The sequence below is a fragment of the Streptomyces sp. NPDC002054 genome (assembly GCF_040296685.1).
In the GTDB taxonomy this organism is placed as follows: Bacteria; Actinomycetota; Actinomycetes; order Streptomycetales; family Streptomycetaceae; genus Streptomyces.
In genome coordinates, this window is the sequence record NZ_JBEOXT010000013.1 from 73,001 (window position 1) to 85,540 (window position 12,540).

Here is a 12,540-nt window from a genome sequence, read left to right on the forward strand (position 1 = left end):
AGTGTCACCCCGCGTGATCGAAACCCTCGTATGGATCGTGCTGGCGCTCGGCGTCATCGGGGTCTACCTCAGCTGGACCGCCGGGCGGCTCGACCGGTTGCACTCGCGGATGGACGCCGCCCGGGCCGCGCTCGATGCGCAGCTCCTGCGGCGGGCCTCCGTCGTGATCGAGGTGGCCACCTCCGGGGTGCTGGATCCTGCCTCCTCGCTGGTGCTCTACGAGGCCGCGCATGCCGCCCGGCAGGCCGAGGAGGACCACCGCGAGGTCGCCGAGAGCGAGCTGAGCCAGGCCCTGCGCGCCGTGTTCGGGGATGCCGCGCAGGTGGAGGCCCTGAAGGAGGCCCCGGGCGGCGAGCAGGCCGCCGAGGAGCTGGCCGCGGCCGTGCGCCGGGTGCCGATGGCCCGGCGGTTCCACAATGACGCCGTACGCGCCGCCCGCGCGCTGCGCACCCATCGCAAGGTGCGCTGGTTCAGACTGGCGGGGCACGCACCGTTCCCGCTCGCGTTCGAGATGGACGACGAGCCACCGGCCGATCTGGCCGACCGCCCCTGATTTGTACCCGGTGGCCAAGTTGGAAGGAGCCACCGGCTCCTTATTGGCCCTTGCAGTGGACTGGTCGGTGGCGGTTTGCTCAGCCGAGTAGAGCCGTACCCCTGCGGTACAGACGTCTTCCTTCGAGTGAGGTCACCCCGTGAGCACGCTTCCCACCAACCCGCAGTCCGCTGAGTCCTCGGCGATTGGCACCTCTCGCGTCAAGCGAGGCATGGCCGAGCAGCTCAAGGGCGGCGTGATCATGGACGTGGTCAACGCCGAGCAGGCGAAGATCGCCGAGGACGCAGGCGCCGTGGCCGTCATGGCCCTGGAGCGGGTCCCCGCCGACATCCGCAAGGACGGCGGCGTCGCCCGGATGTCCGACCCGAACATGATCGAAGAGATCATCGAGGCCGTCTCCATCCCCGTCATGGCCAAGTCCCGCATCGGCCACTTCGTCGAGGCCCAGGTCCTGCAGTCCCTCGGTGTCGACTACATCGACGAGTCCGAGGTCCTGACCCCGGCCGACGAGGTCAACCACTCCGACAAGTGGGCCTTCACCACCCCCTTCGTCTGTGGCGCCACCAACCTGGGCGAGGCCCTGCGCCGCATCGCCGAGGGCGCGGCCATGATCCGCTCCAAGGGCGAGGCCGGCACCGGCAACGTCGTCGAGGCCGTCCGCCACCTGCGCCAGATCAAGAACGAGATCGCCAAGCTGCGCGGCTTCGACAACAACGAGCTGTACGCCGCCGCCAAGGAGCTCCGCGCCCCGTACGAGCTGGTCAAGGAGGTCGCCGAGCTCGGCAAGCTGCCGGTCGTGCTGTTCTCCGCCGGTGGCGTCGCCACCCCCGCCGACGCCGCCCTGATGCGCCAGCTCGGCGCCGAGGGCGTCTTCGTCGGCTCCGGCATCTTCAAGTCGGGCGACCCGGCCAAGCGCGCCGCCGCCATCGTGAAGGCCACCACCTTCTACGACGACCCGAAGATCATCGCGGACGCCTCCCGCAACCTGGGCGAGGCCATGGTCGGCATCAACTGCGACACCCTGCCCGAGGCCGAGCGCTACGCCAACCGCGGCTGGTAAGGCACCACTCCCATGAACAACCCCGTGATAGGCGTCCTGGCCCTCCAGGGCGACGTACGGGAGCACCTGATCGCCCTGGCCGCGGCGGACGCCGTGGCCAGGCCGGTCCGGCGCCCCGAGGAGCTCGCCGAGGTCGACGCCCTGGTCATCCCCGGCGGCGAGTCCACGACCATGTCGAAGCTCGCCGTCCTCTTCGGCATGCTGGAGCCGCTCCGCGAGCGGGTCCGCGCCGGCATGCCCGTCTACGGCACCTGCGCGGGCATGATCATGCTCGCCGACAAGCTGCTGGACGGCCGTGAGGACCAGGAGACGCTCGGCGGCATCGACATGATCGTCCGCCGGAACGCCTTCGGACGGCAGAACGAGTCCTTCGAGGCACAGATCGACTTCGCCGGCATCGAGGGCGGACCGGTCGAGGGCGTCTTCATCCGGGCCCCCTGGGTGGAGTCCGTCGGCGCCGCCGCCGAGGTGCTCGCCACGTACGACGGCCACACCGTCGCCGTGCGCCAGGGCAACGTGCTCGCCACCTCCTTCCACCCCGAACTCACCGGCGACGATCGCGTCCACGCGTACTTCGTCGACATGGTGCGCGCGGGGGTGTGAACGCACCCCGGTAGGATCAGGGACGAACACTGTTGGTTACGCGAAGGAGACAGGCGGATGTCCGGCCACTCTAAATGGGCTACGACGAAGCACAAGAAGGCCGTGATCGATGCCAAGCGCGGCAAGCTCTTCGCGAAGCTGATCAAGAACATCGAGGTCGCGGCCCGTACCGGCGGCGCCGACCCGGACGGCAACCCGACGCTCTTCGACGCCATCCAGAAGGCCAAGAAGAGCTCGGTGCCGAACAAGAACATCGACTCCGCGGTCAAGCGCGGTGGCGGTCTCGAGGCCGGCGGCGTCGACTACGCGACGATCATGTACGAGGGCTACGGTCCGAACGGTGTCGCGGTGCTCATCGAGTGCCTCACCGACAACCGCAACCGCGCCGCGTCCGACGTGCGGGTGGCCATGACCCGCAACGGCGGCTCGATGGCCGACCCGGGCTCGGTCTCGTACCTGTTCAACCGCAAGGGCGTCGTCGTCCTGCCCAAGGCCGAGCTGTCCGAGGACGACGTCCTCGACGCGGTGCTCGACGCGGGCGCCGAGGAGGTCAACGACCTCGGTGAGAACTTCGAGATCATCAGCGAGGCAACCGACCTGGTCGCGGTCCGTACCGCCCTCCAGGACGCCGGCATCGACTACGACTCGGCCGAGTCCAGCTTCGTCCCGACCATGCAGGTCGAGCTGGACGAGGAGGGCGCGCGCAAGATGTTCAAGCTGATCGACGCGCTGGAGGACAGCGACGACGTGCAGAACGTCTTCGCCAACTTCGACGTCAGCGACGAGGTCATGGAGAAGGTCGACGCGTAAGGCCGCGAGCACGACCGACGGCGGGCCGACGGGGACACACCCCGTCGGCCCGCTGCGTTGTCAGTGGCACCCGATAGCCTGCACAAAAGGCTGAACGAAGGGACGGGACACGTGCGTGTGTTGGGGGTGGACCCCGGACTGACCCGATGCGGTGTCGGTGTGGTCGAGGGCGTCGCCGGCCGTCCCCTGAGGATGCTGGGCGTGGGCGTCGTACGGACCTCCGCGGACGCGGACCTCGGGCTCAGGCTGGTCGGGATCGAGCAGGGCCTCGAGCGTTGGCTGGACGAATACCAGCCCGAACTCGTCGCCGTGGAGCGGGTGTTCAGCCAGCACAATGTGCGCACGGTGATGGGCACCGCGCAGGCCAGCGCCGTTGCCATGCTGTGCGCCGCGCGCCGCGGCATACCCGTCGCCCTGCACACCCCCAGCGAGATCAAGGCGGCCGTCACCGGCAGCGGCAGGGCCGACAAGGCCCAGGTCGGCGCCATGGTGACCCGGCTGCTGCGGCTGGACGCCCCGCCCAAGCCCGCCGACGCCGCCGACGCCCTCGCCCTCGCCATCTGCCACATCTGGCGGGCCCCCGCCCAGAACCGCCTGCAGCAGGCCGTAGCCCTGCACGCCTCGAACGCCTCGAAAGGCCGAAGCGCATGATCGCTTTCGTCAGCGGCCCGGTGGCCGCCCTCGCCCCCACCACGGCCGTGATCGAGGTCGGCGGTGTGGGCATGGCCGTCCAGTGCACCCCGAACACCATCGCGGGCCTGCGGACCGGCGAGCCCGCCCGGCTGGCGACCTCCCTGGTGGTCCGGGAGGACTCCCTCACCCTGTACGGCTTCGCCGACGACGACGAGCGCCAGGTCTTCGAGCTGCTCCAGACCGCGAGCGGGGTCGGGCCGCGGCTCGCCCAGGCCATGCTGGGCGTGCACAGCCCGGACGCGCTGCGGCTGGCCGTCTCCACGGGTGACGAGAAGGCGCTGACGGCGGTGCCCGGAATCGGCAAGAAGGGCGCGCAGAAGCTGCTGCTGGAGCTCAGGGACAAGCTGGGGGCTCCGCTGGGCAGCAGCGGCCTGGTGGGCACACAGCGCGGCGCCGCCGCGGCCGGCCCGGCCCCGTGGACCGAACAGCTGGCCTCGGCCCTGATCGGCCTCGGCTATGCGTCGCGGGAGGCAGAGGATGCGGTCACCGCCGTGACCCCGCAGGCGGAGGCAGCCATCGCGGCATCGGGCGCTGCTCCGGTCCCGCAGCTCCTCCGGGCGGCCCTCCAGACCCTGAACCGCGCCAGATAGCCCTGCGGGGCGTTTCCCCCACCCCGCCCCTCCCCGAAACTGGGGCTCCGCCCCAGACCCCGCGCCGGCGAGGCTGGAAATGCCGCGCAGCGGCATTTCCAGCCCGCGCGGCGTTTGAGCGCCCCGGCGCGAAGCGCCGGACGGGGGTCTGGGGGCTTGCCCCCAGTTTCGGGAAGGGGCGGGGTGGGGGAAGGCTCCGCGCAGCGGCCCCCGCCGGCACACGACCGCACCACGACGAGAAGGCAGACACAGTGAACTGGGACGACGAGCCGGACACCGCACCCGCGGAGCGCTTGGTCGGCGCCTCGGCGGATGGTGAGGACACCGCCGTCGAAGCCGCCCTGCGCCCCAAGGACCTCGGCGAGTTCGTCGGCCAGGAAAAGGTCCGGCAGCAGCTGGACCTGGTCCTCAGAGCGGCCCGCCAGCGCGGCGCCACCGCCGACCACGTCCTGCTCTCCGGCGCCCCCGGTCTCGGCAAGACCACCCTCTCCATGATCATCGCGGCCGAGATGGGCGCGCCCATCCGGATCACCTCCGGCCCCGCCATCCAGCACGCCGGCGACCTCGCCGCGATCCTCTCCTCCCTCCAGGAGGGCGAGGTCCTCTTCCTCGACGAGATCCACCGGATGTCCCGGCCCGCCGAGGAAATGCTCTACATGGCCATGGAGGACTTCCGGGTCGACGTGATCGTCGGCAAGGGGCCCGGTGCCACCGCGATCCCGCTGGAGCTGCCGCCCTTCACCCTGGTCGGCGCCACCACCCGGGCCGGCCTGCTGCCGCCGCCGCTCCGCGACCGCTTCGGCTTCACCGGCCACATGGAGTTCTACGCCCCCGAGGAGCTCGAGCGGGTGATCCACCGCTCCGCCCGGCTGCTCGACGTGGAGATCGACCCGGCCGGCGCCGCCGAGATCGCCGGCCGCTCCCGCGGCACCCCCCGCATCGCCAACCGCCTGCTGCGCCGGGTCCGCGACTACGCCCAGGTCAAGGCGGACGGCGTCATCACCCGTGCGGTGGCCGCCACCGCCCTCCAGGTGTACGAGGTGGACGCCCGCGGGCTGGACCGGCTGGACCGGGCGGTGCTGGAGGCCCTGCTCAAGCTGTTCGGCGGCGGGCCCGTGGGCCTGTCCACCCTCGCGGTGGCGGTGGGGGAGGAGCGCGAGACCGTGGAGGAGGTTGCCGAGCCTTTTCTGGTCCGCGAGGGGCTGCTCGCCCGTACCCCCCGGGGGCGGGTCGCGACCCCTGCGGCCTGGGCACATCTGGGACTCGTACCCCCCGCTGCGCAGACCGGACAACCCGGGCTCTTCGGAGCCTGACGGCGCGGAGGATCGACCCCTGCGGAACACCGGTGACATGCTGGGCGTTGTTCCATCGGTGCGGACTCGCCTAGACTCCGCCGATGCCGACTGTGCAGGTCGGCATGCCCACCCCCGTAGAAAAGGCCGCCTTCCAGCGCGGTCGTGCGAAGGATCTTCGTCTCGTGAACCTCGTGACCTTCCTCCCGTTCATCGTGCTCATCGGGGCGATGTTCCTGATGACCCGCTCTGCGAAGAAGAAGCAGCAGGCGGCCGTCCAGATGCGCGATCAGATGACGCCCGGGACCGGCGTCCGGACCATCGGCGGCATGTACGCCACGGTCAAGGAGATCGGCGACGACACCGTCACCCTTGAGGTGGCCCCCGGTGTCCATGCCATCTACGCGAAGAACGCCATCGGCGCCGTGCTCGAGGACGAGGAGTACAACCGCATCGTCCACGGTGCGCCCGATGATCTGACCATCGACACGCCGGTCGTCCCGGACGATGCCTCCTCGCTGATCGAATCGGCCGAGGACAAGGCCGCGGACGAGGCCGAGGCCAAGAAGCTCGACCTGGGCAAGAAGGACGAGCCCAAGGACGCCGAGCCGAAGACCGACGGCAAGACCGACGGCGAGACCGGCGCGAAGTAGCGCACGCGGCCGGGACCGGGCCCGCCTGACCGGCGGTCGGCACGGTCCCGGTCGGTGACCCGTTTCTGCGGGGGGCAGGGGTCCCCACCACACATTTCGTGGCCGTCCGCGCGCTGACCTGAGCGCTGGACGGTTGGACAGGGAGATACGACAAGGTGGCAGCACCGAAGAAGGGCCGGCGGCCCACGGGGGCTCAGGGGAGGCCGGGGCGCGCCCTGGCCATCATCCTGATCGCGATGGTGGCGCTCACCGCGGGGATGTTCATCTCCAATCAGACGACGCCCCGGCTGGGCATCGACCTCGCCGGCGGTACGAGCATCACGCTGAAGGCGAAGAACGAGCCCGGCAAGCCGAACGCGATCAACGAGACCAACATGAACACGGCGGTCGGGATCATCGAGCGCCGCGTCAACGGTCTCGGCGTCTCGGAGGCCGAGGTCCAGACCCAGGGCCGCGACCACATCATCGTGAACATCCCCAAGGGGACGAACGAGAAGCAGGCTCGCGCGCAGGTCGGTACGACCGCCCAGCTGTACTTCCGCCCGGTCCTGGCCTACCAGGACGCCGCCGCGGCCCCCGAGCCGACGCCGTCGGCGAAGCCCTCCGGTGCGCCGAGCGGCGCCCCGAGCCCGTCGGCCAGTGCCTCCGGCACCCCGAAGGCCGGGGACAACAAGGGCGGCAAGTCCAGCCCGCCCGCCAGCCCGTCGTCCAGCGCCACTTCGCAGGGCCGTGCCATCGGTGAGGCCCTCAAGGCCACCGGCACCCCCTCGCCGAACCCCTCGGCGAGCCAGTCGAAGAAGGCAGACGACAAGGCGACCACCCCGGCCCCGACCCCGTCGGTCGACCCTGCCGTCGCCGACATCCAGGCCAAGTTCGCCGCGCTCGACTGCTCCAAGGAAGACCAGCGCGCCACCGCCGGCAAGGGTGCCAAGCCGGGCGACACCATCGTCGCCTGCGGCCAGCGCGACAAGGGCGAGAACGCGCCCTGGAGCAAGTGGATCCTGGGCCCGGCCGGTGTCGAGGGCAAGGACGTCAAGACCGCCAAGGGCGTCATCGACCCGCAGACCGGCATGTGGATCGTGACCATGGAGTTCAACGGCAAGGGCTCCGACGCCTTCGCCAAGGTCACCGGCCAGCTGGCCACCCAGCAGTCCCCGCAGAACCAGTTCGCCATCGTGCTCGACGGTGAGGTCATCTCCGACCCGTCCGTCAGCTCCGCGATCACCGGCGGCAACGCCCAGATCTCCGGCGGCTTCAATCAGCAGTCCGCCCAGGACCTGGGCAACATGCTGTCCTACGGCGCCCTGCCGCTGTCCTTCCAGGAGGACAGCGTCACCACCGTGACCGCCGCGCTCGGCGGCGAGCAGCTGAAGGCCGGCCTGATCTCCGGCGCCATCGGCCTCGCCCTCGTCGTGATCTACCTGCTGGTCTACTACCGCGGCCTGTCGATCCTCGCCGTCGTCTCGCTGATGGTCTCCGCGATCCTCACCTACACGATCATGGCGCTGCTCGGAAAGGGCATCGGGTTCGCGCTGAACCTGCCCGCCGTCTGTGGTGCGATCGTGGCCATCGGTATCACCGCGGACTCGTTCATCGTGTACTTCGAACGCATCCGCGACGAGATCCGTGAGGGCCGCACCCTCAAGCCCGCCGTGGAGCGTGCCTGGCCGCGCGCCCGGCGCACCATCCTGGTGTCCGACTTCGTGTCGTTCCTGGCCGCCGCGGTGCTCTTCATCGTCACCGTCGGCAAGGTGCAGGGCTTCGCCTTCACCCTGGGTCTGACCACCCTGCTCGACGTGGTCGTGGTGTTCCTCTTCACCAAGCCGGTCATGACCCTGCTGGCGCGTACGAAGTTCTTCTCCAGCGGGCACCCGTGGTCCGGGCTGGACCCGAAGCGGCTCGGCGCCAAGCCGCCGCTGCGCCGGTCCCGCCGCCCCGCCGCCAGCTCCGCCCCCGTCGACGTAAAGGAGGCGTGAGATGTCGAAGCTGGGAGACCTCGGCGCCAAGCTGTACAAGGGTGAGGTCGGGTACGACTTCGTCGGCAAGCGCTTCCTCTGGTACGGCGTTTCCATCCTGATCACCATCACGGCGATCGTGGCCCTGGCCGTTCAGGGCCTCAACATGGGCATCGAGTTCAAGGGCGGTGCCGTCTTCACCACCCCGAAGACGGCCGTCTCGGTGGCGCAGGCCACCGAGGACGCCGAGAAGGCCTCCGGCCACGACGCGATCGTCCAGGAGCTCGGCACCGGCGGCCTGCGCATCCAGATCTCCGGTCTGGACACCGACGCCGCGGCCGATGTGAAGAAGCAGCTCGCCGGCGACCTCAAGGTGTCCGAGAAGGACATCAACGCGGACCTCGTCGGCCCCAGCTGGGGCGAGCAGATCGCCAACAAGGCCTGGACCGGCCTCGGCGTGTTCATGGTCCTCGTGGTGATCTACCTGGCCATCGCCTTCGAGTGGCGGATGGCCGTGGCGGCGCTGATCGCGCTGATCCACGACCTCACCATCACCGTCGGCATCTACGCGCTGGTCGGCTTCGAGGTCACCCCGGGTACCGTCATCGGTCTGCTGACCATCCTCGGTTACTCCCTCTACGACACCGTCGTCGTCTTCGACGGTCTGAAGGAGTCCACCAAGGACATCACCAAGCAGACCCGCTTCACCTACAGCGAGCTCGCCAACAAGAGCGTCAACGGCACCCTGGTCCGCTCCATCAACACCACGGTGGTGGCCCTGCTCCCGGTCGCCGCGCTGCTGTTCATCGGCGGCGGCTTCCTGGGCGCGGGCATGCTGAACGACATCTCGCTGTCGCTGTTCGTCGGCCTCGCGGCCGGTGCGTACTCCTCGATCTTCATCGCGACCCCGCTGGTCGTGGACTTCAAGGAGCGCGAGCCGGCGATGAAGGCGCTGAAGAAGCGGGTGCTCGCCAAGCGGGCCGCCGCCGCGGCGAAGGGTCAGAGCGTGGACGCCGAGGACACCGACGAGGCCGAGAACGCGGCCGAGGTCGTGGCGCAGGGCCGGCCCGGCCGTGCGACGGGACGCCGCCGGTGACCGCGCTCGCCGACGAGACCCGGGAGCTGCTGCTCAGCCGGATCACGGATGTCGCGGACTACCCCAAGCCGGGCGTGATGTTCAAGGACATCACCCCGCTGCTGGCGGACCCGCAGGCCTTCGCCGCGCTGACCGACGCCCTGGTGGAGATCGCCACCGGCTGCGGGGCCACGAAGATCGTGGGCCTGGAGGCCCGCGGCTTCATCCTGGCCGCCCCGGTGGCCGTCCGGGCGGGCATCGGCTTTGTGCCGGTCCGCAAGGCCGGCAAGCTGCCGGGGGCCACGCTGGCCCAGTCGTACGAGCTGGAGTACGGCACCGCGGAGATCGAGATCCACGCCGAGGCGCTGGCCGCCGAGGACCGGGTCCTGGTCATCGACGACGTCCTGGCCACCGGCGGCACCGCCGAAGCCTCGCTGGAGCTGATCCGGCGGGCGGGCGCGCAGGTCGCCGGGCTCGCCGTCCTGATGGAGCTGTCCTTCCTGCCGGGCCGCGCCCGGCTGGAGCCGGCCCTGGCCGGTGCCCCGCTGGACGCGCTGATCGTGGTCTGACGCAGGCCGGTCCGGGTACGGCCGACCGAAGCGGCGGGTTCCCCCGAACGGGGGTGCCCGCCGCTTCGGCGTTCCCGCGGGCCCCGGCCGGACCGGGGCCGGACCCGGGCCCCACCCGGCGCCCGCCCCCGGGAGCCGCCCGTACCGCAGCCAGGCGAACGCCATGCGGCCGGGCTCGCTACCATGGGTTATCCGGACCTGACCGGGGCCCCGGATCCTCCCCCGGACTCCGTCCGGGACCCCCAGAGGAGCGCTCTTGCCAGACGAGGTCCAGCCCATCTCCGCCGCGCAGCCCGACCCGAAGGCCGAGCAGGCCAAGGCGGCTGCCGCCGCGCCCAAGCCGCCCGCGCCGCCGGTCCGGCCCGCGCCGCTGAAGTCCGCCGGGTCCTCCAACCGGGTGCGCGCCAGGCTCGCCCGTCTCGGCGTCCAGCGTTCCAACCCGTACAACCCGGTGCTGGAACCCCTGCTGCGGATAGTCCGGAGCAACGACCCGAAGATCGAGACCGCGACGCTCCGCCAGATCGAGCAGGCCTACCAGGTCGCCGAGCGCTGGCACCGCGGCCAGAAGCGCAAGAGCGGCGACCCGTACATCACCCACCCGCTCGCGGTGACCACCATCCTCGCCGAGCTGGGCATGGACCCGGCCACCCTGATGGCGGGTCTGCTCCACGACACCGTCGAGGACACCGAGTACGGCCTGGAACAGCTCAGACGCGACTTCGGGGACGCCGTCGCCCTCCTCGTCGACGGAGTCACCAAGCTCGACAAGGTCAAGTTCGGCGAGGCCGCCCAGGCCGAGACCGTCCGCAAGATGGTCGTCGCCATGGCCAAGGACCCCCGGGTCCTGGTCATCAAGCTCGCCGACCGCCTGCACAACATGCGCACCATGCGCTACCTCAAGCGGGAGAAGCAGGAGAAGAAGGCCCGCGAGACCCTCGAGATCTACGCCCCGCTGGCCCACCGGCTGGGCATGAACACCATCAAGTGGGAGCTGGAGGACCTCGCCTTCGCGATCCTCTACCCCAAGATGTACGACGAGATCGTCCGCCTGGTCGCCGAGCGCGCGCCCAAGCGGGACGAGTACCTCGCCGTGGTCACCGACGAGGTGCAGACCGATCTGCGGGCCGCCCGGATCAAGGCCACCGTCACCGGCCGACCCAAGCACTACTACAGCGTCTACCAGAAGATGATCGTGCGGGGCCGCGACTTCGCCGAGATCTACGACCTGGTGGGCATCCGCGTCCTGGTGGACACCGTCCGCGACTGCTACGCGGCCCTCGGCACCGTCCACGCGCGATGGAACCCGGTCCCCGGCCGGTTCAAGGACTACATCGCGATGCCCAAGTTCAACATGTACCAGTCGCTCCACACGACGGTCATCGGGCCCAGCGGCAAGCCGGTCGAGCTCCAGATCCGCACCTTCGACATGCACCGCCGCGCCGAGTACGGCATCGCCGCGCACTGGAAGTACAAGCAGGAGACCGTCGCCGGCAGCTCCAAGATCCGTACCGATGTCCCCAAGGCGGCCAAGGGCAGCGCCGGCCAGGACACCGTCAACGACATGGCCTGGCTGCGGCAGCTGCTGGACTGGCAGAAGGAGACGGAGGACCCGGGCGAGTTCCTGGAGTCGCTGCGCTTCGACCTGTCCCGCAACGAGGTCTTCGTCTTCACGCCGAAGGGCGACGTGATAGCGCTGCCGGCCGGCGCCACCCCGGTCGACTTCGCCTTCGCCGTCCATACCGAGGTCGGCTACCGGACCATAGGCGCCCGGGTCAACGGCCGGCTCGTCCCGCTGGAGTCCACCCTGGACAACGGCGACCTGGTCGAGGTCTTCACCTCCAAGGCGGAAGGCGCCGGCCCGTCCCGCGACTGGCTCGGCTTCGTCAAGTCCCCGCGGGCCCGCAACAAGATCCGTGCCTGGTTCTCCAAGGAGCGCCGCGACGAGGCGATCGAGCAGGGCAAGGACGCCATCGCGCGGGCCATGCGCAAGCAGAACCTGCCGATCCAGCGGATCCTGACGGGCGACTCGCTGGTCACCCTGGCCCACGAGATGCGCTACCCCGACATCTCCTCGCTGTACGCGGCGATCGGCGAGGGGCACGTCTCGGCGCAGGCCGTGGTCCAGAAGCTGGTCCAGGCCATGGGCGGCGAGGAGGCCGCCAACGAGGACATCGAGGAGAGCGTCCCGCCGTCCCGCACCCGCAGCAAGCGCCGTGCGAACGCCGACCCCGGCGTGGTGGTCAAGGGCGTCGAGGACGTCTGGGTCAAGCTGGCCCGCTGCTGCACCCCGGTGCCGGGCGACCCGATCATCGGCTTCGTCACCCGCGGCAGCGGCGTATCGGTTCACCGCGCGGACTGCGTCAACGTGGACTCGCTGTCCCAGCAGCCCGAGCGGATCCTGGACGTCGAGTGGGCACCCACCCAGTCCTCGGTCTTCCTGGTCGCCATCCAGGTCGAGGCCCTGGACCGGTCCCGCCTGCTGTCCGACGTCACCCGGGTCCTCTCCGACCAGCACGTCAACATCCTCTCGGCGGCCGTCCAGACCTCCCGCGACCGGGTGGCCACCTCCCGCTTCACCTTCGAGATGGGCGACCCGAAGCATTTGGGCCACGTCCTGAAGGCCGTTCGGGGTGTGGAGGGCGTGTACGACGTCTACCGTGTGACTTCGGCGAGGAGGCCGTGACCAA

12 protein-coding genes are annotated in these 12,540 nt (G+C 70.3%); all 12 read left to right on the forward strand.

The window, feature by feature from the left end; all coding sequences use genetic code 11:
• Positions 1-13 precede the first annotated feature (13 nt).
• Positions 14-553 (forward strand): LemA family protein, encoded by a 540-nt coding sequence (locus ABT123_RS14565; RefSeq protein WP_351313256.1) that lies wholly within the window; start codon positions 14-16, stop codon positions 551-553.
• A 139-nt stretch (positions 554-692) separates the two neighbouring features.
• Positions 693-1,613 (forward strand): pyridoxal 5'-phosphate synthase lyase subunit PdxS, encoded by a 921-nt coding sequence (pdxS, locus tag ABT123_RS14570; RefSeq protein ID WP_351313257.1) that lies wholly within the window; start codon positions 693-695, stop codon positions 1,611-1,613.
• Positions 1,614-1,625: 12 nt separating this feature from the next.
• Positions 1,626-2,216 (forward strand): pyridoxal 5'-phosphate synthase glutaminase subunit PdxT, encoded by a 591-nt coding sequence (gene pdxT / locus ABT123_RS14575; RefSeq protein WP_351313259.1) that lies wholly within the window; start codon positions 1,626-1,628, stop codon positions 2,214-2,216.
• 57 nt (positions 2,217-2,273) lie between these two features.
• Positions 2,274-3,026, forward strand: coding sequence for a YebC/PmpR family DNA-binding transcriptional regulator (locus ABT123_RS14580; protein WP_351313261.1), 753 nt, complete (start codon positions 2,274-2,276; stop codon positions 3,024-3,026).
• Positions 3,027-3,137: 111 nt separating this feature from the next.
• Positions 3,138-3,677 carry a crossover junction endodeoxyribonuclease RuvC gene (gene ruvC / locus ABT123_RS14585; protein WP_351313263.1) on the forward strand — a complete coding sequence of 180 codons (540 nt, stop codon included), beginning with the start codon at positions 3,138-3,140 and terminating at the stop codon, positions 3,675-3,677.
• Complete coding sequence (gene ruvA, locus ABT123_RS14590; RefSeq protein WP_351313265.1) at positions 3,674-4,309, forward strand: Holliday junction branch migration protein RuvA; 636 nt, start codon at positions 3,674-3,676, stop codon at positions 4,307-4,309. The genes ruvC and ruvA overlap by 4 nt, the downstream gene beginning before the upstream one ends.
• Before the next feature lie 251 nt (positions 4,310-4,560).
• Positions 4,561-5,622, forward strand: a complete 1,062-nt coding sequence (gene ruvB / locus ABT123_RS14595; RefSeq protein WP_351313267.1) for a Holliday junction branch migration DNA helicase RuvB — start codon at positions 4,561-4,563, stop codon at positions 5,620-5,622.
• 164 nt (positions 5,623-5,786) lie between these two features.
• Positions 5,787-6,254 (forward strand): preprotein translocase subunit YajC, encoded by a 468-nt coding sequence (gene yajC / locus ABT123_RS14600; RefSeq protein WP_351313487.1) that lies wholly within the window; start codon positions 5,787-5,789, stop codon positions 6,252-6,254.
• Between the two features lie 155 nt (positions 6,255-6,409).
• Complete coding sequence (gene secD / locus ABT123_RS14605; RefSeq protein ID WP_351313268.1) at positions 6,410-8,230, forward strand: protein translocase subunit SecD; 1,821 nt, start codon at positions 6,410-6,412, stop codon at positions 8,228-8,230.
• Position 8,231: 1 nt separating this feature from the next.
• Positions 8,232-9,305: a protein translocase subunit SecF gene (gene secF / locus ABT123_RS14610; RefSeq protein WP_351313270.1), complete on the forward strand. Its 1,074-nt coding sequence runs from the start codon at positions 8,232-8,234 to the stop codon at positions 9,303-9,305.
• Positions 9,302-9,853 carry an adenine phosphoribosyltransferase gene (locus tag ABT123_RS14615; RefSeq protein ID WP_351313272.1) on the forward strand — a complete coding sequence of 184 codons (552 nt, stop codon included), beginning with the start codon at positions 9,302-9,304 and terminating at the stop codon, positions 9,851-9,853. Before secF ends, ABT123_RS14615 begins: the two co-directional genes overlap by 4 nt.
• 256 nt (positions 9,854-10,109) lie before the next feature.
• Positions 10,110-12,536 (forward strand): RelA/SpoT family protein, encoded by a 2,427-nt coding sequence (locus ABT123_RS14620; RefSeq protein WP_351313273.1) that lies wholly within the window; start codon positions 10,110-10,112, stop codon positions 12,534-12,536.
• Positions 12,537-12,540 lie beyond the last annotated feature (4 nt).

Excerpts from the sequence above, each read along its gene's own strand:
- pdxT (WP_351313259.1), top strand. The coding sequence starts at position 1,626 with ATGAACAACCCCGTGATAGGCGTCCTGGCCCTCCAGGGCGACGTACGG.
- ABT123_RS14580 (WP_351313261.1), top strand. The coding sequence starts at position 2,274 with ATGTCCGGCCACTCTAAATGGGCTACGACGAAGCACAAGAAGGCCGTG.
- ruvA (WP_351313265.1), top strand. The coding sequence starts at position 3,674 with ATGATCGCTTTCGTCAGCGGCCCGGTGGCCGCCCTCGCCCCCACCACG.
- secF (WP_351313270.1), top strand. The coding sequence starts at position 8,232 with ATGTCGAAGCTGGGAGACCTCGGCGCCAAGCTGTACAAGGGTGAGGTC.